17 protein-coding genes are annotated in these 21,769 nt (G+C 72.2%); 8 read left to right on the forward strand and 9 right to left on the reverse strand.

Annotated features, from left to right (window positions below):
- Positions 1–107 precede the first annotated feature (107 nt).
- From nagA to B4E97_RS06365, 3 genes are read right to left on the reverse strand one after another with little or no spacing between them, the layout of a single operon-like run.
- Entirely contained in the window at positions 108–1,253 is a 1,146-nt protein-coding gene (nagA, locus tag B4E97_RS06355) for an N-acetylglucosamine-6-phosphate deacetylase (protein WP_029211506.1), read from the reverse strand.
- The gene (locus tag B4E97_RS06360) at positions 1,250–2,509 is read right to left on the reverse strand and encodes a PTS transporter subunit EIIC (RefSeq protein ID WP_019285093.1); all 1,260 of its coding nucleotides are present in this window, start codon (positions 2,507–2,509) and stop codon (positions 1,250–1,252) included. Before B4E97_RS06360 ends, nagA begins: the two co-directional genes overlap by 4 nt.
- Before the next feature lie 44 nt (positions 2,510–2,553).
- A complete protein-coding gene (locus tag B4E97_RS06365; protein ID WP_029211508.1) occupies positions 2,554–3,285 on the reverse strand; it encodes a GntR family transcriptional regulator in 732 nt (243 codons plus the stop codon).
- 132 nt (positions 3,286–3,417) lie between these two features.
- Between B4E97_RS06365 and B4E97_RS06370 the strand changes: the two genes are divergently transcribed.
- The 4 genes from B4E97_RS06370 to B4E97_RS06385 are packed head-to-tail and all read left to right on the forward strand — an operon-like array spanning position 3,418 to position 5,846.
- Positions 3,418–4,488: an SIS domain-containing protein gene (locus B4E97_RS06370; RefSeq protein WP_286959107.1), complete on the forward strand. Its 1,071-nt coding sequence runs from the start codon at positions 3,418–3,420 to the stop codon at positions 4,486–4,488.
- A gap of 19 nt (positions 4,489–4,507) precedes the next feature.
- Positions 4,508–4,738, forward strand: coding sequence for a glucose PTS transporter subunit EIIB (locus tag B4E97_RS06375; RefSeq protein WP_019285096.1), 231 nt, complete (start codon positions 4,508–4,510; stop codon positions 4,736–4,738).
- Positions 4,735–5,193, forward strand: coding sequence for a PTS sugar transporter subunit IIA (locus tag B4E97_RS06380; RefSeq protein ID WP_286959108.1), 459 nt, complete (start codon positions 4,735–4,737; stop codon positions 5,191–5,193). The genes B4E97_RS06375 and B4E97_RS06380 overlap by 4 nt, the downstream gene beginning before the upstream one ends.
- On the forward strand, positions 5,184–5,846 hold the full coding sequence (locus B4E97_RS06385) for an HAD family hydrolase (protein WP_286959109.1): 663 nt from the start codon (positions 5,184–5,186) through the stop codon (positions 5,844–5,846). Before B4E97_RS06380 ends, B4E97_RS06385 begins: the two co-directional genes overlap by 10 nt.
- A gap of 83 nt (positions 5,847–5,929) precedes the next feature.
- Here B4E97_RS06385 and B4E97_RS06390 read toward each other — a convergent pair whose 3' ends face one another.
- Positions 5,930–8,929 carry a S8 family peptidase gene (locus B4E97_RS06390; RefSeq protein ID WP_286959110.1) on the reverse strand — a complete coding sequence of 1,000 codons (3,000 nt, stop codon included), beginning with the start codon at positions 8,927–8,929 and terminating at the stop codon, positions 5,930–5,932.
- A 218-nt stretch (positions 8,930–9,147) separates the two neighbouring features.
- Here B4E97_RS06390 and B4E97_RS06395 point away from each other — a divergent pair, with 218 nt between their 5' ends.
- A complete protein-coding gene (locus tag B4E97_RS06395; protein WP_286959112.1) occupies positions 9,148–10,089 on the forward strand; it encodes a beta-ketoacyl-ACP synthase III in 942 nt (313 codons plus the stop codon).
- 165 nt (positions 10,090–10,254) lie between these two features.
- Here the strand turns inward: B4E97_RS06395 and B4E97_RS06400 are convergent, their stop codons facing one another.
- The 5 genes from B4E97_RS06400 to B4E97_RS06420 form a co-directional block, all read right to left on the reverse strand.
- On the reverse strand, positions 10,255–11,031 hold the full coding sequence (locus B4E97_RS06400; protein WP_286959113.1) for a Rossmann-like domain-containing protein: 777 nt from the start codon (positions 11,029–11,031) through the stop codon (positions 10,255–10,257).
- Between the two features lie 8 nt (positions 11,032–11,039).
- The gene (locus B4E97_RS06405) at positions 11,040–12,974 is read right to left on the reverse strand and encodes a penicillin-binding transpeptidase domain-containing protein (RefSeq protein ID WP_286959114.1); all 1,935 of its coding nucleotides are present in this window, start codon (positions 12,972–12,974) and stop codon (positions 11,040–11,042) included.
- 123 nt (positions 12,975–13,097) lie between these two features.
- Positions 13,098–15,443 (reverse strand): TIM-barrel domain-containing protein, encoded by a 2,346-nt coding sequence (locus B4E97_RS06410; RefSeq protein WP_029211515.1) that lies wholly within the window; start codon positions 15,441–15,443, stop codon positions 13,098–13,100.
- A gap of 60 nt (positions 15,444–15,503) precedes the next feature.
- On the reverse strand, positions 15,504–18,134 hold the full coding sequence (gene pepN, locus B4E97_RS06415; protein WP_286959115.1) for an aminopeptidase N: 2,631 nt from the start codon (positions 18,132–18,134) through the stop codon (positions 15,504–15,506).
- A 23-nt stretch (positions 18,135–18,157) separates the two neighbouring features.
- Positions 18,158–18,769, reverse strand: coding sequence for a GNAT family N-acetyltransferase (locus B4E97_RS06420; protein ID WP_286959116.1), 612 nt, complete (start codon positions 18,767–18,769; stop codon positions 18,158–18,160).
- A gap of 45 nt (positions 18,770–18,814) precedes the next feature.
- Here B4E97_RS06420 and B4E97_RS06425 point away from each other — a divergent pair, with 45 nt between their 5' ends.
- The 3 genes from B4E97_RS06425 to B4E97_RS06435 form a co-directional block, all read left to right on the forward strand.
- A complete protein-coding gene (locus B4E97_RS06425; protein WP_286959117.1) occupies positions 18,815–19,636 on the forward strand; it encodes a thioesterase family protein in 822 nt (273 codons plus the stop codon).
- A gap of 125 nt (positions 19,637–19,761) precedes the next feature.
- The gene (locus B4E97_RS06430; protein WP_286959118.1) at positions 19,762–20,958 is read left to right on the forward strand and encodes a pyridoxal phosphate-dependent aminotransferase; all 1,197 of its coding nucleotides are present in this window, start codon (positions 19,762–19,764) and stop codon (positions 20,956–20,958) included.
- A gap of 14 nt (positions 20,959–20,972) precedes the next feature.
- Positions 20,973–21,769, forward strand: a 797-nt coding sequence (locus B4E97_RS06435; RefSeq protein ID WP_286959134.1) for a 2-hydroxyacid dehydrogenase, incomplete at its 3' end; no start/stop codon positions are given.

The raw sequence follows: 21,769 nt of genomic DNA on the forward strand, positions 1-21,769 counted from the left end.
CGGATCCTGCACCCAGTCTCACGCTCGAGCCCGTATGACGAAGGGCCGGTCACCGCATCACGGTGACCGGCCCTTCCCGCGCCTGGGGTAGGAACATCGGCCCGGGGTCAGTCCCCGAGCGGGATCCCGGCGCGGACCACGGTGGTGACCTGCAGGTCGGCGTCGAGAGCCACCAGGTCGGCCCGCTTGTCCGGCTCGAGCGTGCCGCGGTCGTCCAGCCCCAGCACCCGGGCCGGGTTGGCCGTCGCGGCGGCGAGCGCCACCTCCAGCGGGACGCCGGCGACGTGCACCGCGTAGCGGACGGCCCGGTCGAGCGTGAGCGTGCTGCCGGCGATGGCGCCGTTGGTGACGAGCCGCGCGACGCCGTCGATGACCTCGACGCCGAGGGGCCCGAGCAGGTACTCACCGTCCGGTGCCCCCGCCGCCGCCATCGCGTCGGTGACGAGCACGAGCCGCTCGGGGCAGGTGTCGGCGGCGTGACGCACCATCGCCGGGTGCACGTGGATGCCGTCGCAGATCACCTCGACCGCCACGCGGGGATCCGTGAGCGAGGCGCCGATGATGCCGGGCTCGCGGTGGTGCAGCGGCCGCATCGCGTTGAACAGGTGCGTCGCCACCGTCGCCCCAGCATCCATCGCGTCGAGCGCGATGTCGTAGGTCGCGTCCGAGTGGCCGATCGCCGCCACGACGCCGCGCCCCACGACGGTGCGGACCGCGTCGAGGCCGCCCTCCAGCTCGGGTGCCAGCGTGACCATCCGGACGGTGCCGGGATGGGAGCCGAGCAGGCGGTCGAGGTCTGCCCGGGTCGGGGGCACGAGCTTGTCGGGGTCGTGCGCGCCCTTGTGGCAGCGGCTCAGCCACGGCCCCTCGAGGTGCACGCCCACCAGCTCGCCGTCCGCCACCAGCGGCGCGAGCACCCCCACCAGCCGGGCGAGCTCGTCGATCGTGTCGGTGACCAGGCTCGCCATCATCGTGGTCGTCCCGTGCGCGAGGTGCGTGGCGATCACCTGGCGTGCGGCGTCCTGGGTGCCATCGGTGTATGCCGCACCGCCGCCTCCGTGGCTGTGCGCGTCGACGAAGCCCGGCGCGAGGAGCACGTCCCCGAGGTCCAGCCAGTCCTCTGCGTCGGGACCGGCCCCGGGTGCGGGCGGTTCGGCATACGACACCTCGACGATCGTGTCCCCCTGGACGCGCACCCACCCGGGGCCGGTGATGCCCCGGGTGGTGAGCAGACGCTGCGCGGTGAGGATCATCGGCGGGCGTCGGAGTCGAGCACGCCGCTCTCCTCGCCCTCGTCCTCGCGGCCGGGGGTCTTGAGGTTCCACTTGCGGATGACGAACCGGAAGAGGACGTAGTACAGCGCGGCGTAGCCGAGCCCGATGGGCACGAGCAACCAGGGGTTGGTGGCGATGCCGAGGTTGAGCCCGAAGTCGATGGCGCCGGCGGAGAAGCCGAACCCGTCCTTGATGCCCAGGGCGTTGACCAGGGCCAGCGAGGTGCCGGTCAGAACGGCGTGGATCACGTAGAGCGGCCAGGCGACGAACATGAAGGCGAACTCGAGCGGCTCGGTCACGCCGGTGAGGAAGGCGGTCAGCGCGGCCGAGAGCATGATGCCGCCGGTGACCTTCTTGGCGGCCGGCTTGGCCTCCTGCCAGATGGCGATCGCCGCTGCGGGCAGGGCGAACATCATGATCGGGAAGAAGCCGGTCATGAAGGCGCCGGCCGTCTTGTCGCCGGCCAGGAAGCGGGCGATGTCGCCGTGCACGACCTTGCCCGAGGCGGCGGTGTAGTCGCCGAGGATGAACCACGGCACGGAGTTGAGGATGTGGTGCAGGCCAAGCGGGATCAGGAGGCGGTTGAGCGTGCCGTAGACGAAGCCGCCGAGGATCGTGTTCTTGGCGACCCACTCACCGACGGAGGTGAGCCCGGTGTTGAAGGCGGGGTAGATGAACGCGGTGAGCACGGCCAGCAGCAGGGCGGCGAAGGCCGTCACGATCGGCACGAAGCGTCGGCCGCCGAAGAACGCGAGGTAGGGCGGCAGGGAGATGCGGTAGTACCGCTGCCACAGCCAGCCGGCGAGCAGACCGATCAGGATGCCGCCGAGCACGCCGTAGTTTATCAGCGCAGGCTTCTCGCCCGCCTTGGTGGGCTGGTCGAGGACCAGGAGCGACATGGCGTCGCCCACGCCCTTGAAGACGAGGTAGCCGATCACGGCGGCGAGGGCCGTCGAGCCGTCGGCCTTCTTGGCCCAGCCGATGGCCACGCCGACGGCGAAGATCAGCGGGAGGTTGGCGAACAGTGCGTCACCGGCCGCCGCGATGACGGGGGCGACCTGGGTCCACCCGGCGCCGTCGGCCCCGAGCATGTCGGGCTGGCCGAGGCGCAGCAGGATGGCCGCGGCGGGCAGGGCGGCGATCGGCAGCATGAGGCTGCGACCGAGCTTCTGGGCGGCGGCCAGGCCCTTGCGCTCTCGGGGCGCCGACGCCGTCGTCGTGCTGGTGGTGCTCATCGGATGTTCCTCTCGGGGGTGCGGGGTGGTGCGGCGCGACGGCGTCAGGGCGTCATCGTGCGGTCGAGCGTCATGTGCACCTGGTAGCGGTCTCCGCGGTACCAGCTGCGTACGCGCTCGATCGGCCGGTCCCCGGAGCGGGAGAGCCGGTCGAAGATCATGACGGGGGCGGTGGTGGACACCCCGAGGTGGCGGGCGGCGGACTGGGCCTGGTCGGCCCAGGCGGTCTGCTCGGCCGTGTCGACGGTCAGGGAGTACTCGTGGGCGAACACGTCGTAGAGCGAGCCGGTCAGGTCGTGCTGGTCGAGGCCGGGGAGCAGGTCCGCGGGGTGCCAGGCCCGCTCGAAGGCCATGGGTTCGTCGTCGGCGAGCCGCACCCGCTGGACGAGCCAGGCCGGCACGCCCGCCTCGAGACGCAGGTCCCCGGCCACCTCGCCGGGCAGCTCCTCGAGGCTGATCCCGACGAGCCGGGTCGAGGGGGTCAGCCCCCGGCGGCGCATGTCCTGGGTGAACGACGCCAGGTGCAGGTGGGACTGGACGCGGGGCCGGGTCACGAAGGTCCCCTTGCCCTGGATGCGGTGCAGGACGCCGTCGGCGATGAGCCCCTCGATCGCCCGGCGCACCGTGGCCCGGCTGACGTCGTAGGCCGTCATGAGCTCCCGCTCGGACGGGATGGCGTCGTCCGGCCCGAGGGTGCGCACCCGGCCCGCGAGGGCCTCGCGGAGCTGGACGTGCTTGGGGACGGGGCCGTCGGAGAGGCGGGTGCGCGGTGGCATCGGGGTCCTCTCGTCCGGCAGTGTGGTGCATACTGGTCCGTACCAGTACGGACCTGTAGGATCCACCTCGTCGCCATCGCTGTCAACGCGCCCAACCGTGCCGATGCCGACTCGTGACTCGAAGGAGACGTCATGATCGAGAGCCAGATGCTGCGCGAGATCCACGAGCAGCCCGCCGCCGCCACGCGCACCATCGAGGCGCTGGTGCCGATGCGTCCCGAGATCGCCGCCCTCGCCGAGGGCCGGCGCCACGTCCTGTTCGCAGCGCGCGGCTCCAGCGACAACGCCGGCCTCTACGGCCGCTACCTGCTCGAGACGTATGCCGGGCGTCCCGCCGCGATGCTGGCACCGAGCGTGTTCACGCACTATCACGCGACCGTCGACCTGTCCGACACGCTCGTCGTCACCGTCAGCCAGTCCGGCAGCACCCAGGAGCTGGTCGAGACACAGGCGCTGGTGCGTGCGCAGGGCGCTGCGACGGCCGCCATCACCAACGTCGCCGACTCCCCCCTCGCGGCCGAGGCCGACCTCGCCCTCGTCACCCAGGCCGGTCCCGAGCTCGCCGTCCCCGCGACCAAGACCTATCTCGGCCAGACCATCGCCATGGCCGTCCTCGCCACCGCGCTCTCGCCCACCCCGACGGCGCTCGACGCCGAGCTCGCCGAGCTCCCCCGGCGCATCGCGCAGGTCATCGAGGCCGGCACCGGAGTCGACGAGGCCGCGTGCGCCCTGGCCCAGGCGATGGGCCCCACGATCGTCACGGGACGCGGCCTGCTGCTCGGCACGGCGCTCGAGACGGCGCTCAAGATCGAGGAGACCTGCCTGCGCCCGGTGCGCGGCTACTCCTACGCCGACCTGCGGCACGGGCCGATCGCCGTCGTCCGTCCGGGCGCGGTGGCGGTGCTCGTCTGCGCCCAGGACGGCCCGCTCACCGGTCCGATGACCGAGCTCGCCGGAGCGCTGGCCGAGCGTGGCGCCACCGTGATCGGCATCGGTGGTGACGACGAGTTCGTCCGGGCCTGCGGGTTGCACGTGCCGGCACCCGCCGCACCTGAGACGCTGGCCCCCATCGGCACCATCGTCCCCGCCCAGCTCGTCGTCGAACGCCTCGCCGCCCGGCTGGACCTGGACCCCGACAGCCCGCGCGGGCTCGCCAAGGTCACCCAGACCGAAGCAGACTCGTCCTCCGACGACCGCGCGTGATCCCGAAAGGACCCCTGACATGACCAAGGCCGAGCAGATCCTGGCCGCCCTCGGCGGCGCCGGCAACATCGTCGAGATCGAGCCGTGCATCACGCGCCTGCGCACCGAGGTCAAGGACCCCTCCGTGGTCGACCAGGCCGCCCTCAAGGCCGCCGGCGCGCACGGCGTCGTCGCCGCCGGCACGGTCGTGCAGGTCGTCGTCGGCCCCGAGGCCGACAACCTCGCCGAGGACATCGAGGACCTGCTGTGACGGACGTCCTGAGCCCGGCGACCGGCACGATCCGGCCGCTGGCAGAGGTCCCCGACCCGGTGTTCGCCGCCGAGATGGTCGGCCCCGGCCTGGCCGTCGACCCGGCGCGCGAGCCGCAGACCGCCGTCGCACCGATCTCCGGCACCATCGCCAAGCTGCACCCCCACGCCTTCGCCATCGCCGGCGACGGCGCTGGCGACGGCATCGCCGTGCTCGTCCACCTGGGCATCGACACGGTCCAGCTCGGCGGCGAGGGCTTCGAGGTCCTCGCGACCGAGGGCGCCCACGTCGACGCCGGCGACGCCGTCCTCCGCTGGGACCCCGCCGCCGTCGAGGCGGGCGGCCGCTCCCCCATCGTCATGGTGTGCGTCCTGGACCAGCCGGCCGGCGCCGTGCCGACCGACCGCGCCGGCTCACCGGTCGCCGTGGGCGAGACGCTGCTGACGTGGCCCTGAGCCGATCCTCGGTGGTCCACGGCCCCGCCGCGCTGCTGCTCGACCTCGACGGCACGCTCGTCGACTCCGAGCCTGTGCACCGCGAGGCCTACCGGCGCTTCTTCCGCGCCCGGGGGTGGGAGCACGACGACGCGCTGCTCGCGCTGTTCACCGGTCGCCGCGCGGACGACGTCTTTGCCAGCACCCCGGGTCCCTGGTCCGGCGAGGACCCGACCGCGCTCTTCCACGAGGTCGTCTCGCACCACCCGCGCGACCTGCTCCCCGAGCCCGTCGCCGGGGCACGGGAGCTCGTCGACGACGCCTGCGCCCGCGGCATCCCGTGCGTGCTCGTCACCTCGGCCGGTCGGCGCTGGGCGGTCACCGCGCTCGAGCTCCTCGGCGGCTCCGAGCGGTTCGCGGCGATGGTGACCCGCGACGACGTCACCGAGGGCAAGCCGGCCCCCGACGGCTACCTCCTCGCCATACGCACCCTCGGGGTCCGCGCCGAGGACTGCCTGGTCGCCGAGGACACCCCCGCCGGCGTCCGGGCCGGGCGAGCCGCCGGCGTCGGGACCGTCGTCGGTGTCACCACCAGCTTCTCGGCCGAGGCGCTCCGCGACGCGGGCGCCGACCTGGTGCTCCCCGACCTGCACGGTCTCACCTCCCCGGCCTGACCAGAGCAGAGCAGGTATGCCGAAGGGCCCGCCCCCTCCTCACGGAGGTGACGGGCCCTCGTCGGTGACTCAGCGGGCTGAGGTCACTTGGGGTCCAGGCTGACCAGGACGTCCTTGACCGTGGCCGCGCCGTTGCCGAGGGAGATCGCACCGAAGTAGTGCTGCCCCGCGGTCAGGCCCTTCCAGGCGGCCGTGACGGTGGTCGGTCGGGCCATCGTGACGGACTGGGTGGCCGGGGTCGCCGTGAGGTTGCCCTCGGCCTTGTCGCCCAGCACGAACGAGTGCTGCTTGATCGCGAGCGAGTCCGCACCGGCGAAGAGCTTGGCCTCGACGGTGTAGGTGCCGGCTGCGGGGTTCATCAGCGTGACCTGCTCCTGGGCCGTGGCCTCGCCGCTGTTGCCGATCTCCTTGCCGTCCTTCTTGACCACGAGGTCGATGTCGACACCCTGCGGGTAGTCGGCGTCGAAGGTCGCGAAGCGGGCGGCCTTGGTGCCGGCCGGCACCTGGACGGTCGTCGTGAGGACGGCGCCCTTGGCGACGGTGCCGGTGCTGACCTGCGACGGGATCGCGCCGGCGGGCTTGGCGGTCAGGGTGCCCGAGTAGCCGGGCGTGACCTTGATGACCTCGGAGCCGGACGTCGCCGCGCTCTTGATCTCGCTGGTGCTGGCGGCCAGGGCCACCGGGCGGATCGCGAGCGGGCTGCGGACGACCTGGCCGCGGTTGCCCTGCCAGGTCAGCGCGCCGAAGCCGTACTGGTTCATCTGCGCCGCGCTGCGGGTGAAGGTGACCGTGAACTTCTTGGTCTCACCCGGCTTGACGGTGATGGTCGACGGCGAGACGGAGACCTTGACGCCGGTCGGCTGCTGGACGCGAGCCTTGTAGGTCGCGGTCTTGCTCTCGACGTTGCGCACGTAGCGCGTGACCGTCTGCGAGCCGGCGAGGTCGCCGACCGCGATGCTCGGGTAGTTGAGGTCGCTCGGGTCGATGGTGCCGACCCGGGCGCAGGTGCCGGGCGCCTGCACGAGCTCGAGCTGCTTGATCCCGCAGAGGTACATCAGCCAGTCGGGCGAGTAGGAGTCGTAGACCAGGCCCGGGTTGAGGGCCTGGGCCGGACGGACGTGACCGGAGCCCATGTCGAGCGGGGTGGCGTTCTCGCCCGAGCGCTGGATCGGCTGACCCTTGTCGTCGAGCGGGGACGCGGTCGTCATCATCGCGGACTTCACGGCCATCGGGGACCAGGTCCACTCGGGGTGGGCCTGCTTGATGAGCGCGGCGATGCCGGCGATGTGCGGGGCCGACATCGAGGTGCCGGACATCGAGTTGAAGTTGTTGTGACCGTCGGCCTTGGGCGAGACGGCGGCGATGATGTCGACGCCCGGGGCGGTGATGTCGGGCTTGAGCAAGTCACCACCACCGGCCAGGGACGGGCCGTATGACGAGAAGCCCGCCATCTCGGGGTTGCGCGCGGCGGGGTCGAGGTAGGGGTCGCCCAGCGTCGCGGTGGGGTTGGCGTCGGCGTTGACGTAGGTCTTGACCTTGGCGCCGTCCGTGGCCGACAGGTGGATCATCGGCACCGGCGTGAAGTCGGCGTTGAGCGACTGGTTGTCCGCGGTGTTGACCTGGATCATGCCGATGCCGCCGGCGGCCTTGACCGCCTCACCCTTGTCGACGCGGGCGTTGCCGCCGCGCGTGCACAGGACGATCTTGCCCTTGATCTTGGCGGGGTCGAGGACGGGCGTGATGCCGTTGCCGTGGTTGTCGTCGACGTCGGAGTAGCAGTACTTGACCTTGGTCGCGTCCGCGCCCGGCAGGCCGGCCTTCTCGGAGTCGATGACGGCCGCGGGGCCGATCTTGCCGCCGGTGCCGACACCGGTGTAGGTCTGGCCGTTGCCGAGCGTGACCTTCTTGCTGACGGCCTTGGGCGCCGTGCTGGCGGCGACCGTCATCTCCCACGGGGAGTTGTGCGCGACCGACGACTCGCCCACTGTGTCACCGGAGTTGCCGGCCGACGCGGAGACGAAGACGCCGGCGTCGGCGGCGTTGAAGAACGCGATCTCGTCCGGCGTCACGGAGTAGACGCTGGAGCCCGACACCGAGTAGTTGATGACGTCGACGCCGTCCGCGACCGCCTGGTCGATGGCGGCCACGAGGTCGACCGTGGCGCCGCTCGCGCGGCCGTCAGGGGTCGCCCACAGGGCCTTGTACGCCGCGATGCGGGCGGCGGGCGCCATACCGGAGATCTTGCCGACCGAGATGCCGTTGATCGAGGCCGGGACCCCGTAGTTGCCGGCGGCGGTCCCCGCGGTGTGGGTGCCGTGGTCGTTGTAGCCGCGCGGGGTCTTGAACTCGAAGGGCTCGACCGTCGAGGCGCTGTAGTAGGCACGCGCGCCGATGAGCTTGTTGTTGCAGGTGACCTTGTTGGGTCCGGTGCCGCCGTCGCAGACGCCGTTCCAGTTCTGGTCGATGCGCCACTGGTCGGTCGGGTTGGCGAGCGGGGCGAAGGACGGGTTCTCGGGCCAGATGCCCGAGTCGATGACGCCGATGATCATGCCGGAGCCGGAGTTGGCGTTGCCGCCGAACTGCTTCTGCCACACGCCGTTCGGGCCGTCGAGGCCCAGGAACTGCGGCGTGGTGTTGGTGTCCATCGTGCGGATCTCGTTCTTCCACACGCGCACGACGTCGCCGGACTTCTCCAGCTTGGCCGCCTGAGCCGGCGTGAGGCGCACGGCCATGCCGTTGAAGGACGTGGTGTAGTCGCGCGTCTTGGCCGAGGCGGGGACCCCCGCGGCCTTGAGCGTGTCGGTGTGGTCGGCCTTGAGGTGCTGAGCGTAGCGCTGCCCCGCGCTGGACCGGACCTTGACCTTCTTGCCCTTGCCGGGCTTGGTGGCGGGGATCCCCTCGACCCCACCGGTGTAGGTGGCGAGCGGCGCGCCCGCGACCTGGACGATGTAGAGCTCTGCAGAACCCTGGCCTGCGGCGTTGGCCGGCGCGCCGGCGATCGCCAGCGGGCCGAACGCGACGGCTGCAGCAGCCGCCGAGACGATGACCGGTCTCCCTCGACCGGTCCATGGGTGCTTGTGCACGGTTCCTCCCAGAGATGGCGTGCGACCGACGTTGGTCGCTTCGCGAGCGTATGACGCCCCCGCCCGTTACGCCATAGGGGGGAGCGGCATCCGTGACCACGCGTCGCCACAATCCGTCAACCTCCGGCGAGACGACGCCGATTCTGCGTACCCAGGGGTAACGCGCATGCTGGGGCGAACCGACGCATCCCGTCCACCGTTGCCCGAGGAGCCCACCCGTGATCGGTTCGACCATCGTGTCCGTGGGCCACTACCAGCCCGCGCGCATCCTGGACAACGACGAGCTGTCCCGCCTGGTCGACACCAGCGACGAGTGGATCACCCGCCGGGTCGGCATCGCGCAGCGCCGGGTGGCCGCCCCGGACGAGACGGTCGCCGACATGGCCACCGAGGCCGCACGGGACGCCCTGCAGGACAAGGGGATCGACCCCGCGGGCATCGACCTCGTGATCGTCGCGACCTGCACCAACCACGACCGCTCCCCCAGCACCGCCGCCCAGGTGGCCCGCCGGCTCGGGCTCGGCTCGGCGCCCGCGGTCATGGACGTCAATGCCGTCTGCTCGGGCTTCTGCCACGCGCTGGCGCTCGCGGAACAGGCGATCGCCACGGGCAGCGCCACGCGCGCGGTCGTCGTGGGTGTCGACAAGTTCACGGACTTCATCGACTGGAACGACCGCACGACGTGCATCCTCGTGGGCGACGGCGCCGGTGCCGTGGTGCTCGAGGCATCGTCGGAGCGGGGGGTCAGCCCCGTGGTGTGGGGGTCGGCGCCGGAGATGGGCGACGCCGTCGTCATCAAGGAGCTGCCCGACGGGTTCAGCCAGCAGGGCCAGGCCGTCTTTCGCTGGACGACGACGCAGCTGCCGGCCATCGCCCGACAGATCTGCGAGCGGGCCGACGTCGCGCCGAGCGACCTCGCCGGGATCGTGCTGCACCAGGCCAACCTGCGGATCATCGAGCCGCTCGCGGCCAAGATCGGGGCCACCGACGCGGTCGTGTCCACCGACGTCGTCGAGTCCGGCAACACGTCGGCGGCGAGCGTGCCCCTCGCCCTGTCCAAGCTCGTGCGCAGCGGACGGGTCGCGAGCGGCGCCCCGATCCTTCTGTTCGGCTTCGGCGGCGGGCTGGCCTATGCCGGCCAGGTCGTCCGCTGCCCCTGACCTGACCTGATCTGACCTGCCGCGTCCTCCCCCGGCTCGCGTGGTTCGCGCGGCTCGCGCGGCTCACCCGGCTCGCGCCATTGGTCACCAATGACGTTTTGGATCGTTCATAACACCCCTCGACACGTCATTGGTGACCAATGGCGGGTGGTCTGGGGCGGGCGGTCAGGCGGGGACGCGGAGGTTGAAGAGCGTCAGGGCGCCCCGCATCGAGGCCATCCCCTGCCCCTGCATCAGGGCGCGGCGGCACCAGGGCGCGTCGTAGACCAGCGACCCGCTGATCTCGTCGACCCGCCCCGCGAACGCCTCGGGCGCCAGCGGCGTGCTCGGCCCCACCAGCGTGGTGCGGGCGCCGCCGCTCAGCTCGAGCAGCCGCGGCAGCGTCTTGTTGGCCAGCGTCATGCTCGTGATGAACGCGTGGTCGACCTCCGGCAGCACGAACTCCGCTGCGGCGTCGGGCAGGTCACGACCTTGGGGGCGGCGCTCGAGGACCGTCAGGTCGCAGCGGGACGCGAGCTGGTCGAGGTGGCGGAAGCGCCCCACGACGGCCACCCGGCGCCCCTGCACGAGCTCCCCCGACCGCTCAAACGCCGAGGCGTCCCAGTCGATCACGTCACCGGCGTGCGCCTCGAGCCGCTCCTGGGTGTTGCACCAGGCGTTGATGGCGGCGAGCCCGATCGCGGCGAGGCGTCGGTCCCACGAGCGCACCAGCGCGGCCACGTCGGCGAGGTCCTGACCGACCACGTCCTGCGGCCCGTGCGGGTCGTCGCGGCCGTCGTCGGGCACGCTCGACAGCCCCGCCCCGCCGGCGTCGGTCTCGACGAGCGCCCACCGCGACACCACGCAGGTGGTGACGGTGACGCCGCGAGGCACCAGCGCCGTCAGGCCGTCATACAGCTCCCAGGGGGAGGTGTGTGACCGCGCTCCAGAGGTGGTCGTCATCTCGCTCCTCATCCCTGCAGGTAGGCCCTGAGGATCGGGCCGGCCGTGCGCGACCCGCCCTCCCCCTCGTCGACGAAGACCGCGACGGCGAGATCGCCTCGGGCCGCGACCATCCAGGCGTGGAGCTTGGGCGGGGTCGTCGTGCCGAACTCCGCGGTGCCCGTCTTGGCGATCACATCGCCGGGCAGGTCCTCGAGCGACGCGCCGCTGCCGCCCGTGACGACCCCGCGCATGAGGGTGCGCAGGGTGGCGGCCTCGGCGGCCGTGACCGGCTGAGCCGTCGCCGCCGAGGGCGTCGCCGTGGTCGGGGGCGTCGCGCTGGCAGAGGGCGTCGTGGCGCCGGTCTCGTTGGTGGGTATGACGATCCGCGGGGTCACCGGGCCGCCCTTGACCACGCTGGCGACCACCGTGGCCATCCCGAGCGGGCTCGCCGTGATCTCGCCCTGGCCGATCATCTCGGAGCCGGCCTCGACCTGACTGCCCGGCGCCGGCACGCCGCCGAGATAGGCGGGGACGCCGGCGGACGGGGTCGCGGTCAGGCCCAGCGACGCGGCGGCCCGCGGCAGCGCGTCGCCGGACGCCTTGTCGCGCGAGGCGATGAACGCCGTGTTGCAGGACTTGGCGAAGGCCGTGGACAGCGGCACCTGGCCGAGGCCGTCGGCGGGATAGGCGTCGTAGTTCTCGAAGGGCTTGCCGTCGACCGTGAGGGTCGGGGTGCACGGCACGGGCGTCGTGGGGGTCACGCCGCCGCGCAGGAGGGCCAGCGCACTGACGATCTTGAAGGTCGAGCCGGGGGCGTACTTGCCGAGCGTGGCGGTCGAGTATCCCTGTCCCCCAGGGCCGCTCGCGGCAGCGACGACCTCACCGGTGGAGGGGCGGACGGCCACGAGGGCGCTAGCAGGCTTGATCCCCGCGAGCAGCTGCTCGGCGCGGGTCTGCCGGGCGACGTCCAGCGTCGTCGTGACGTCCCGGCCGGGGACCGGCTCCGTGCTGTGCACCGGCTTGGCCGTGCCGGCGTGCACGAGCGAGACCGTGAGCCCGGGGGTGCCGCGCAGCGTCGCGTCCTGAGCCTGCTGCAGGCCGGAGAGGCCGACGACGTCGCCGGCCGCGACCGCACCCTTGGACCGCTCGACGATCTCGGCGGTGGCCTCCCCCACGGTCCCGAGGATGGGCTTGGCGAAGGTGCGGGTGGGCGCGAGCGGGAGCTCGGCGTCCACGACGCCCACCCCCGGCGTCGAGGTGGTGAGGGCGTCGAGCCGGGCCAGGGTGGGGTCGCCCTGGCGCAGGACGATCGCCTCGACGAAGGCCTTGGGCCCGGCCGCCTTGACCCGCGCGGCGTAGGCAGCGGCGTCGGTGAGCCCGGCGAAGGCCGCGACCTTGGGCGCTGCCGCCAGGGCCTGCTCGGGCGTGACGGTCGCCTTGTCGACGCCGACGCGACGCACCGGCCGGGGCTGGACGATGGCTGCGCCGCCGGCACCGAGGACCCGACCCCGGCGGGCGGCGGTGCGCTCCGCGCGGATCGTGTCACCCTCCGCCGCACCCGCCACGACCGTCGCGGGGCTCCACTGCGCGCGCCAGGTCCCGTCCCGCTTGACCAGGGGGAGGGTCGTCTCGTAGCTCCAGGGCTTCGCCCCCGTCCCGGGCCAGGTCACCGCGAGGCGGGCCGTCGTGGACTCCCCCTCGTCGGGTCCGGCCTGCCGCACGCTCACCTGCGGCTTCGTGCCGGCCAGGGGCCCGGCCAGGGCGGCCAGGCGGGTCGTGGCGGTGGCGGCGTCGACGCCGTCGAGGGGCACCCCGGCCAGGTCGAGGCGGGCCAGGCCCTCGGCATACTGCCTGGCCACGTCCTGCGGGGCCGGGGTGTCCGAGGTGCAGCCCGCCACCCCCAGGGCTAGGGCGAGCGCGATCGCCCCCGCACCGGCCAGGCTCGTCGTCGTGCGGCGCACGGCACCCTCCCTCTGCTCGTCGGACCCAACCTAGCGGGTCGGCCCGCGTGGTCCGCCGATCTCCGGCCCGGACGGACCTCCCTCCTCCAGGATCGTGAGTGGGGGCTTGGGCAGGAGCTGCCGTCAGGTGACGGGCTCCGAGGCCGTGACGAGCTCGACCAGGCGACCGAGCAGGGACTCGTCCAGGGAGAGGGCCATCAGCTGCGAGACCACGTGCGCGCTGGCGGCACCGGACGTGATCACCTGCAGCGCAGCGGACTTCGCCTCGAACTCCACCTGCGCGGCGTCGAGGACGGCATAGGCCGCGGCGTGGATGTCGTTGTCCGCCAGCCGATCTGCGCCAAGGATCCGACCCTCGACCCGCTGGGCAGGCGTCACCCCGGTGACGACGGCGACGACCGTATGCCGTCCCTCGTCGAGCACCGTGTCGCAGTCCACCGGGTCCCCGTCCACCGTGATCGCGAGGCTGGTGCCCGCGGGCACCCCCACCACCGCGAGCCGCCAGGTGCGCGAGGCGGGCACGACGTCGCTCGCGCCCTCGGTGGGTCCGACCACGACGGTGCGCGCCTCCCACCCGAGGCGGATCGGCGTCCGCGCAGCCCGCAGCGTCGCCTCGGGTGCCCCGTCGTCCTCGTAGAGCGTGAACGAGCCGTCCGCGCCCGCGTAGCAACGGATCTCGAGGTCGTCGGCCTCGTCGACGGAGAAGTCGTCCCCGCCGTCCGCGGCCAGCGGGAGGATGGCGCCGGCGCGCGCGAGCACGGGGATCGTCGACAGGTCGCGGTAGGCGACCAGGCGGCGGTCGCCGGCATACCTCCAGCCGGTGGTGACGTCCCACCAGTCACCCGGCGGCAGCCACGTCTGGACGCGCCCGAGACCGCAGCGCGCGTCGCCGGGCTCGGTGATCGGCGCGACGAGCAGCTCGGAGCCGTAGAGGTAGGTGTTGCGCGCCTCGTAGGCCTCCTCGCGCCAAGGGAGCTCGTGGTAGAGCGGCTCCACGAGCGGCCGGCCCTGGACGCTCGCCCGCTCGGCCATCGTGTAGAGGTAGGGCACGAGGCGGTGCCGGAACCGAAGCCACTCGCCCATGACCCGCTCGGCGAGCGGGCCGTAGCGCCAGGGCTCCTTGCCGCTGAACGGGTTCGCCGCGCTGTGCAGGCGCGTGATCGGCGACATGACCCCGAGCTGGACCCAGCGCACGGCCAGCTCGTCGTCCTTGACGCCCCACATGTGGCCACCGATGTCGTGGCTCCACCAGCCGTAGCCGATGTTGGACGCCGTCGCGGTGAAGTACGGCTGGAAGGCCAGCGACGCCCACGAGATGACCGCGTCGCCGGAGAATCCCACCGGGTAGCGGTGCGAGCCCGGACCGGCGTAGCGGCTGAAGATCATGGGCCGCACGCCCGTCGAGGCCAGCTCGTGGAAGTGGCGGTCGTTGAGCGCCCACAGCGGGTCCAGGCCGGGGAGCCGCGAGTAGGGCCCCGACTGCCAGTCGATCCACCAGAAGTCGACGCCGAGACGCTCCAGCGGGTGCGCGACGTGCTCGAAGAACGCTGCGAGATAACGCTCGTCGGTGACGTCGAAGGACAGCGGCGCCTCCGTCGCGGGGTCGACGCCCAGCGACCGCGCCATGCGCGGATAGGCCTCCTCGAACGCCCGCACCCCGTCCGCCGGGTGGTCGTTGAGCGTGACCCGCATCCCCCGATCATGAAGCCAGTCAAGGAAGCCCGCCGGGTCGGGGAACAGCTCGCGGTCGAAGGTGTAGCCCGTCCACCCGCTGCCGAACCGCGGGTCCGGGTCCGTGATATGCCAGTCCATGTCGAGGACGGCGACCGAGAAGGGCAGCCGCTCGCTCGCGAATCGCTCGACCAGACGGCGGTACTCGTCGTCGGAGTAGCGGTGGTAGCGGCTCCACCAGTTGCCCAGGGCGTAGCGCGGCACGAGCGGCGTCGGCCCGGTGAGGGCGTAGTAGTCGCGCAGCGCGGCGCGGTAGTCGCGGCCGTGGGCGAAGACGTAGAGGTCGATGGCGCCGGCAGGGCGGGGCTCGAGCCCGTCCTCGCCCTGCACGAGCGACCGGGAGTCGTCGAGGACGGCGAAACCGTTGCGGGACAGGACACCTGGCTCCAAGGGGATCTCACCGTCGGCCTTGTCGAGGGTCCGCGCCGTGCCCCCGAGCGTCTCGAAGGGCTCGGCGAACCGCCATACGGAGTGGTAGCTGGACACGCCCCCGCGCACCTGGAGCGAGAGCCCCTCGGGGCTGAACGGCCCCTCGTCGTAGCTGAGGTGGAAGCCGTCGGTGACCACCTCGACCCCCTGGGTGGTGCGGGTGACCTCGGTCTGCACCTCTCCGAGATCACGGTGCAGCACGACCTGGGTCGGGCGGTCCTCGAACCTCCCGTCGAGGGACTGCTCGAGACGCACGAGCTGCGGGGTGAGGACGGTGATCCGGTAGGTGTCGCCGGTGACGGTCGTCATGCCCTCGAACCTACCGGCGGCGAGGGCATCGACCGGCCTTCGCACCGCAGGCTGATGCCTCTACCCCCGGCGGGTCTGGGCGCGGAGCGCGCGCAGGACGTGGTCGCGCTGCTCGATCACCAGCCGCCGCAGCCCGCCCGGCGCCGAGGGGTGCTCGTCGAGCCAGGCCTGCGCGGCAACCGGGACGGGGTGCGCCTCGGGCTCCTGCCCCGGCTCCAGGTCGGCGCCACGTGGGAACAGCCCGAGCACGGCTCGGGACGCGAGCTCCTGGCTGCGGGAGTCCCAGATGCCCTCCAGCGCAGCGAAGTACGCGGGGACGAGGTCTGCCGTCAGCGCCGCCTGGCCCGGCTGGGCGTAGCCCGTGGTCCAGGCCGTCACGAGATCGTTGGTGAGGCTGGTGTCCTCGACGACCGTGCGGAAGGCCTCGCGCTTAGCCTCCGCCCGCGGGTATGACGCGAGCGCCGCCCGATGCCGCACCGGCGCCAGGGACGTGCGGTCCTGCTGCAGCTCGGCGTCCAGCTCGCTCGGCGCGACGCGGTCCTGCGCGGCCAGCGACTGCAGGAAGGCCCAGCGCAGCTCGGGGTCCAGGGCCAGACCCTCGACCTCGGCCGCACCCTCGAGCAGCGAACGCACGCGGTCGGCGTGCCGCTGGCTCGTGGCCGACCCGGACGCGAGCACGCGTGCCCACACCAGCTGCGCCCCGGACCCCGGCTCGGCCGCCTCGAGCTCGCGCACCACCCCGTCGAGGAAGGCCTCGCGGATCGCCGGGCGGGAGGAGGCCGGGGCATAGGCCTCGACCGCGGTCTGGGCGTTGGCGGTCACGTTGGCCAGCAGGGCCACGTCCTCCTCGCGGGGCGCGTGGTCGAGCACCAGGCGCTCGTAGTCCTCGGCGGGGAGCTCTCCGTCGCGGCAGGAGTTCCACAACGCCGACCAGAGCACGGCGCGGGTGAGGGACGACCCGATCGAGCTCAGGTGACCGCGAGCGGCGGCCAGCGAGCGGTCGTCGAGCCGCACCTTGGCGTAGGTGAGGTCGTCGTCGTTGACCACGACCAGGTCGGGCACCGGCAGGCCGGCCGCCTCGGTCACCTCGTGCTCGTCGGTCGTCAGGTCCAGCTCGATCCGCGAGGTGCGCTCCAGCGAGTCTCCTTGCAGGGCATACAGACCCACGACGAGACGGTGCGGGCGGGTCACCGGCTCACCCGTCATCGCGTCGACCGCCTCCTGGCGCAGCACCAGGCGCTCGACCACCCCGTCGCGCTCCACGACCTCCGGCGTGAGAGTGCCGATGCCGGCCGTCTGCAGCCAGAGCCGGCTCCACCCGCCGAGGTCGCGGCCGGACGCCGCCTCCAGGGCGGAGAGCAGGTCCGCGAGCCCGGTCGAGGAGTAGGCGTGGTCCCGGAAGTACTGCCGGGCGCCCGCGAAGAACTCGTCCTTGCCGACGTAGGCCACGAGCTGCTTGAGGACGGACGCGCCCGTGGCGTAGGTGATCCCGTCGAAGTTCTGCTTGGCGGCCTCGACGTCTGGGATGTCCGCGACGATCGGGTGGGTCGTCGGCAGCTGGTCCTGCAGGTAGGCCCAGGCCTTGCGCCGTGCGCAGAAGGGGGTCCACGCGTCGGTGAACTCCGTTGCGCGCGCGTTGGCCTCGGTCCCCATGTAGTCCGCGAAGGACTCCTTGAGCCACAGGTCGTCCCACCAGCGCGGAGTCACGAGGTCGCCGAACCACATGTGCGCCATCTCGTGCAGGATCGTGTTGGAGCGCAGCTCGTGCTGGGAGCGCGTCGCCGCGGACTGGAAGACGTAGCCCGCGTCGCGGAAGGTCACCAGACCGGGGTTCTCCATCGCGCCGAGGTTGTACTCCGGCACGAAGATCGAGTCGTATTTGCCCCAGGGATAAGGGAAGTCGTAGTGCTCGTGGAAGAAGTCCAGGCCGCGGCGCGTGGTGTCGAGGATCCGCTCGCCGTCGAAGGACCCCACCAGGGAGCGGCGGCACAGGGCGGCCAGCGGCACCTCGAGCTGCGTGCCGTCGGGGCCGCCGCGGCGCCATACGTCCTCGACCCGGTGGTAGGGGCCGGCGGCCACGCAGGTGATGTAGGTCGACAGCGGAGGCGTGGGCGCGTGCACCTGTCGCACCAGCTGGACCCCGTCGTCCCTGGTGCCGGCCGAGTCCCGTGACGCCACAGGCTGGTTTGCGAGCAGCTCCCAGTCGGCGCGGCCGGTGAGCACGACCGTGAACCGGCCCTTGAGGTCCGGCTGGTCGAAGCCCGCGAACACGCGGCGGGCGTCGGTCGGCTCGAAGTGCGTGTAGAGATAGACCTCGTCGTCCACGGGGTCCTGGTAGCGGTGCAGACCCTCCCCGGACCGCGAGTAGGCTCCCTCGCCCTCGACCGTCACCACGTTGTCCCCACCGACGCCGTCCCCACCGACGAGCAGGCCCCGCAGCTGCACCCGGTTGCCGTCATGCTCGACCTCGACGTCCGTGCCGTTGACCTCGACGCGGTGGACCACCGGCCCGAGGAAGTCCAGGAAGGTCTCCGGCGTCGTGGCGGCGAAGGCCACGGTGGTGCGGGTGGGAAAGGTCGCCCGGGCGAGATCATCGGCCCCCGACAGGTCCAGCTCCACCTCGTAGGTCGCGACGCGCAGGTGCTCGGACCGGTGCTGCGCCTCGCTGCGCAGGAGGTTGCGGGTGCTCATGGCGCGACCCTATCCAACCCGGACTACTCCCCCAGCGCGGCCCCGACGTCGGCGAGCTGCTCGCCGCGCAGCCCCACGGCGTCGAGGCGCCAGAACACGTCCGGATAGACGAGGGCGCCGGTCATCCAGTCCTCGTAGGCCGGCAGGGTGACCACCTGGAAGGCCGGGTCGGGAATCCGTCGGGACGGGGCCACGAAGCCGAGCCGCGAGGCACGCTCGAAGCCGAATCGCGTGTAGTAGAGCGGGGATCCCTCGAGGAACACCAGGGGGTGGTCGCCCCCGCTGGCCTCCGCGAGCGCGAACTCGACCAGGGCGCCGCCGATCCCGCGGGACTGCCACTCCGGGGCCACCGAGAGGGGTGACAGCACCAGGACCCGGACCAGTCGCGGCAGGGCGTCGACCCAGGCCCGCGTCATCATGACGTGCCCCACCACCTCGCCGCCGATCTCGGCGACGTAGGAGTGCCCCGCCTCGGCCGCCGAGTCGGCGCGCAGCAGGCTGACCAGGTCCGCGACGGTGGGCTCCTCCACGAAGGCGCGCGCCACGAGGTCGCGCACGGCGGCGTGGTCACGCGTGTCCTCGGGGCGGATGGTCAACCCCTCGGGGGTGGGGCGTGGGGGCTCGGTCTCCGGCATGGCCACAGGGTGTCAGAGGCCCCCTCGCCCGTCTAGCGTGGACGTATGACGCCCGCGCCGCCCTCCCGCCCGGACCCTTCGCTCCTGGACTCCACCACCCCCGCCTACTACCTCGCCCTCGGCGACGGGAGGTACCAGCCCACGCTCCACGCCCAGGGCGCCTGGAACCCCTGGGAGCAGCACATGGGACCCGTGGCCGGCCTGCTCGCGCACGCCATCGATCGGCACGCCCCGCGCGAGGACATGCAGCTGGCGCGCATCACCTACGACATCCTCGGGGTGATCCCCGCCTCCGAGGTCGAGGTCCGGTGCGAGGCGGTGCGCCCGGGGCGGACCATCGAGCTCGTCGAGGCGACCTTGTATGCCGGGAGCAAGGCCGTGGTGCGGGCCACCGCCTGGCGGCTGGTCCGGCAGGACACCGCCGAGGTCGCGGGGGGTTTCCACGCCGGGATGCCGCACCACGACGAGGTCGCGGCCCGCAGCTATGAGGGCGTCTGGGGCGGCGGCTTCATCGGGTCGCTGCACTTCCGGTCCGTCGACGGGGGCGAGCCCGGCCGGGGGCGGGTGTGGATCAGCACCGACCTGGACCTCGTCAGCGGCGAGGAGACCTCGGACGTGGCGCGGTTGCTGGGCCTGGTCGACACCGCCAACGGCGTGGCGGTGCGGCAGCACCCCGGGGAGTGGATGTTCCCCAACGTCGACCTCACGGTGCACCTGTTCCGCACGCCGGCGCACGGCTGGCTGGGCCTCGACACCGAGGTCACCTTCGGCGAGACGGGTCTCGGGCTGACCTCGACCGACCTCTACGACGAGCACGGACCCGTCGGTCGGGCGGAGCAGATCCTGACGGTGCGCCGGCTGCCCTGACCGGTCTCGTGGCAGCCGGGATGCGGGGTCCGGCCCCCGGGTCGCTACAGTGCGTGGGAGGACGGCCCCGCACCCAGGGTCGACCCACGTCACCGACGACACACCACTCGTAGGGAGATTCAGCAATGGCGCTGGCACGACGACTTTCTCGCCTCGGCACCGAGACGGCCTTCGCCGTCTCGGCCGCGGCGGCGGCCTGGGGGGCCAAGGGCAACGACATCTACCCCTTCCACCTCGGCGACATCGACCTGGCCACCCCGGCGCACATCACCGAGGCCATGAACCGGGCGATCGCGGACGGCAAGACCGGCTACTGCCCCGGCCCCGGCATCCCGGCCCTGCGCGAGGCCATGGCCGCCGACATCAACCGGCTCCGCGGCACGGCATACACGGCCGACAACGTCGCGATCCAGCCCGGCGGCAAGCCGGTGATCACCAAGTTCCTGCAGGCCGTGATGGACGAGGGCGACGAGGTCCTCTACCCCAACCCGGGGTTCCCGATCTACGAGTCGCAGATCGAGTACCTCGGCGGCGTGGCCAAGGCCTATCGCTACCTCCCGACCGAGCGCGGCTTCGCGATCGACCTGGAGCAGGTGCGGTCGCTGATCACGCCCCGGACGAGGGCGATCATCTACAACGACCTGCAGAACCCCATCTCCGCCGAGTCGACCCAGGAGGAGCGCGAGGCCATCGCCGCGATCGCGCAGGAGCACGACCTGTGGGTGCTGTCGGACGAGGCCTACTTCGAGACGCGCTACTCCGGTGAGTCGCACTCGATCTCGTCGATCGACGGGATGGCGGACCGCACCGTCATCCTCTACACCTTCTCCAAGAAGTTCGCGATGACGGGGTGGCGGCTCGGCGCGGGGATCGCTCCCGTCGAGGTGGCCCAGGTGTTCTCGACCATGAACACCAACAACGAGTCGTGCACGACCCACTTCATCCAGCACGCGGGGATCGCCGGCCTCACCGGCGACCAGCAGCCGGTCCAGGACATGCTCGACGTCCTGCGCGGCCGTCGCGACGCCGCGTGCGAGGTCATCAACCAGATCCCGGGCGTGGACGTGGCGACCCCGGAGTCGACGTTCTACCTGTTCCCGGACGTCACCGAGGCGGTCCGGCAGGTGGGTGCCGCGGACGTCGACGACTTCGCGACGCAGGCCCTGCACGCCACGGGCGTGTCCTTCTGCACGCGCAACCACTTCGGACGCCGTCAGCCGGGCGAGGACCGCGACTACATCCGGTTCGCCTACTCCGGCATCAGCGAGGACCGCATCCGCGAGGGCCTCGGCAAGCTCAAGGATTGGATCGAGAGCAAGTGAGCGGGGACAACGCGATGAAGGTCGTCATCACCAACAAGATCCCGCAGTCGGCCGTCGACGCCCTCCGGGCCGAGCACGACGTCGTCTTCTACCACGACGCCGACGACTGCATCACGCGTGAGGCCTGCCTCGAGGCCGTGCGCGACGCCGACGCCGTCGTCACCCTGCTGACCGAGAAGGTCGACGACGAGTTTTTGGACGCGTGCGGCGACCAGCTCAAGGTCGTCGCCAACGTCGCGGTGGGCTACAACAACATCGACGTCCCGGCCTGCGAGCGCCGCGGCGTGATCGCCACCAACACCCCGAAGGTCCTGACCGAGACCACGGCGGACACGGCCTTCGGCCTGATGCTGATGGTCACGCGGCGGTTCGGCGAGGGCGAGCGGGTCATCCGCTCCCGCATGCCGTGGCAGTGGGGCATGTTCTACCTGCTCGGGATGGGCCTGCAGGGCAAGACCCTCGGCATCGTCGGCATGGGACAGATCGGCATCGCCATGGCCCGTCGCGCCAAGGCCTTCGGCATGGACGTCGTCTACTCCGACGCCTACGAGCTGGCCGCGGACGTGGCCGGGGAGCTGGGTGCGCGCAAGGTCGAGCTGGACGAGCTCTTCGAGACCTCGGACGTCGTCTCGCTGCACTGCCCGCTGATGGACTCGACGCACCACCTCGTCGACGCCGACGCGCTGAAGCGGATGAAGAAGACCGCCTACCTGATCAACTCCGCCCGCGGACCCATCGTCGACGAGGCCGCGCTCGTCGCGGCGCTCGAGGCCGGAGAGATCGCGGGTGCGGGGCTCGACGTCTTCGAGGC

It is taken from the genome of Arsenicicoccus sp. UBA7492 (assembly GCF_002479615.1).
GTDB classification, from domain to species: Bacteria; Actinomycetota; Actinomycetes; order Actinomycetales; family Dermatophilaceae; genus Arsenicicoccus; species Arsenicicoccus bolidensis.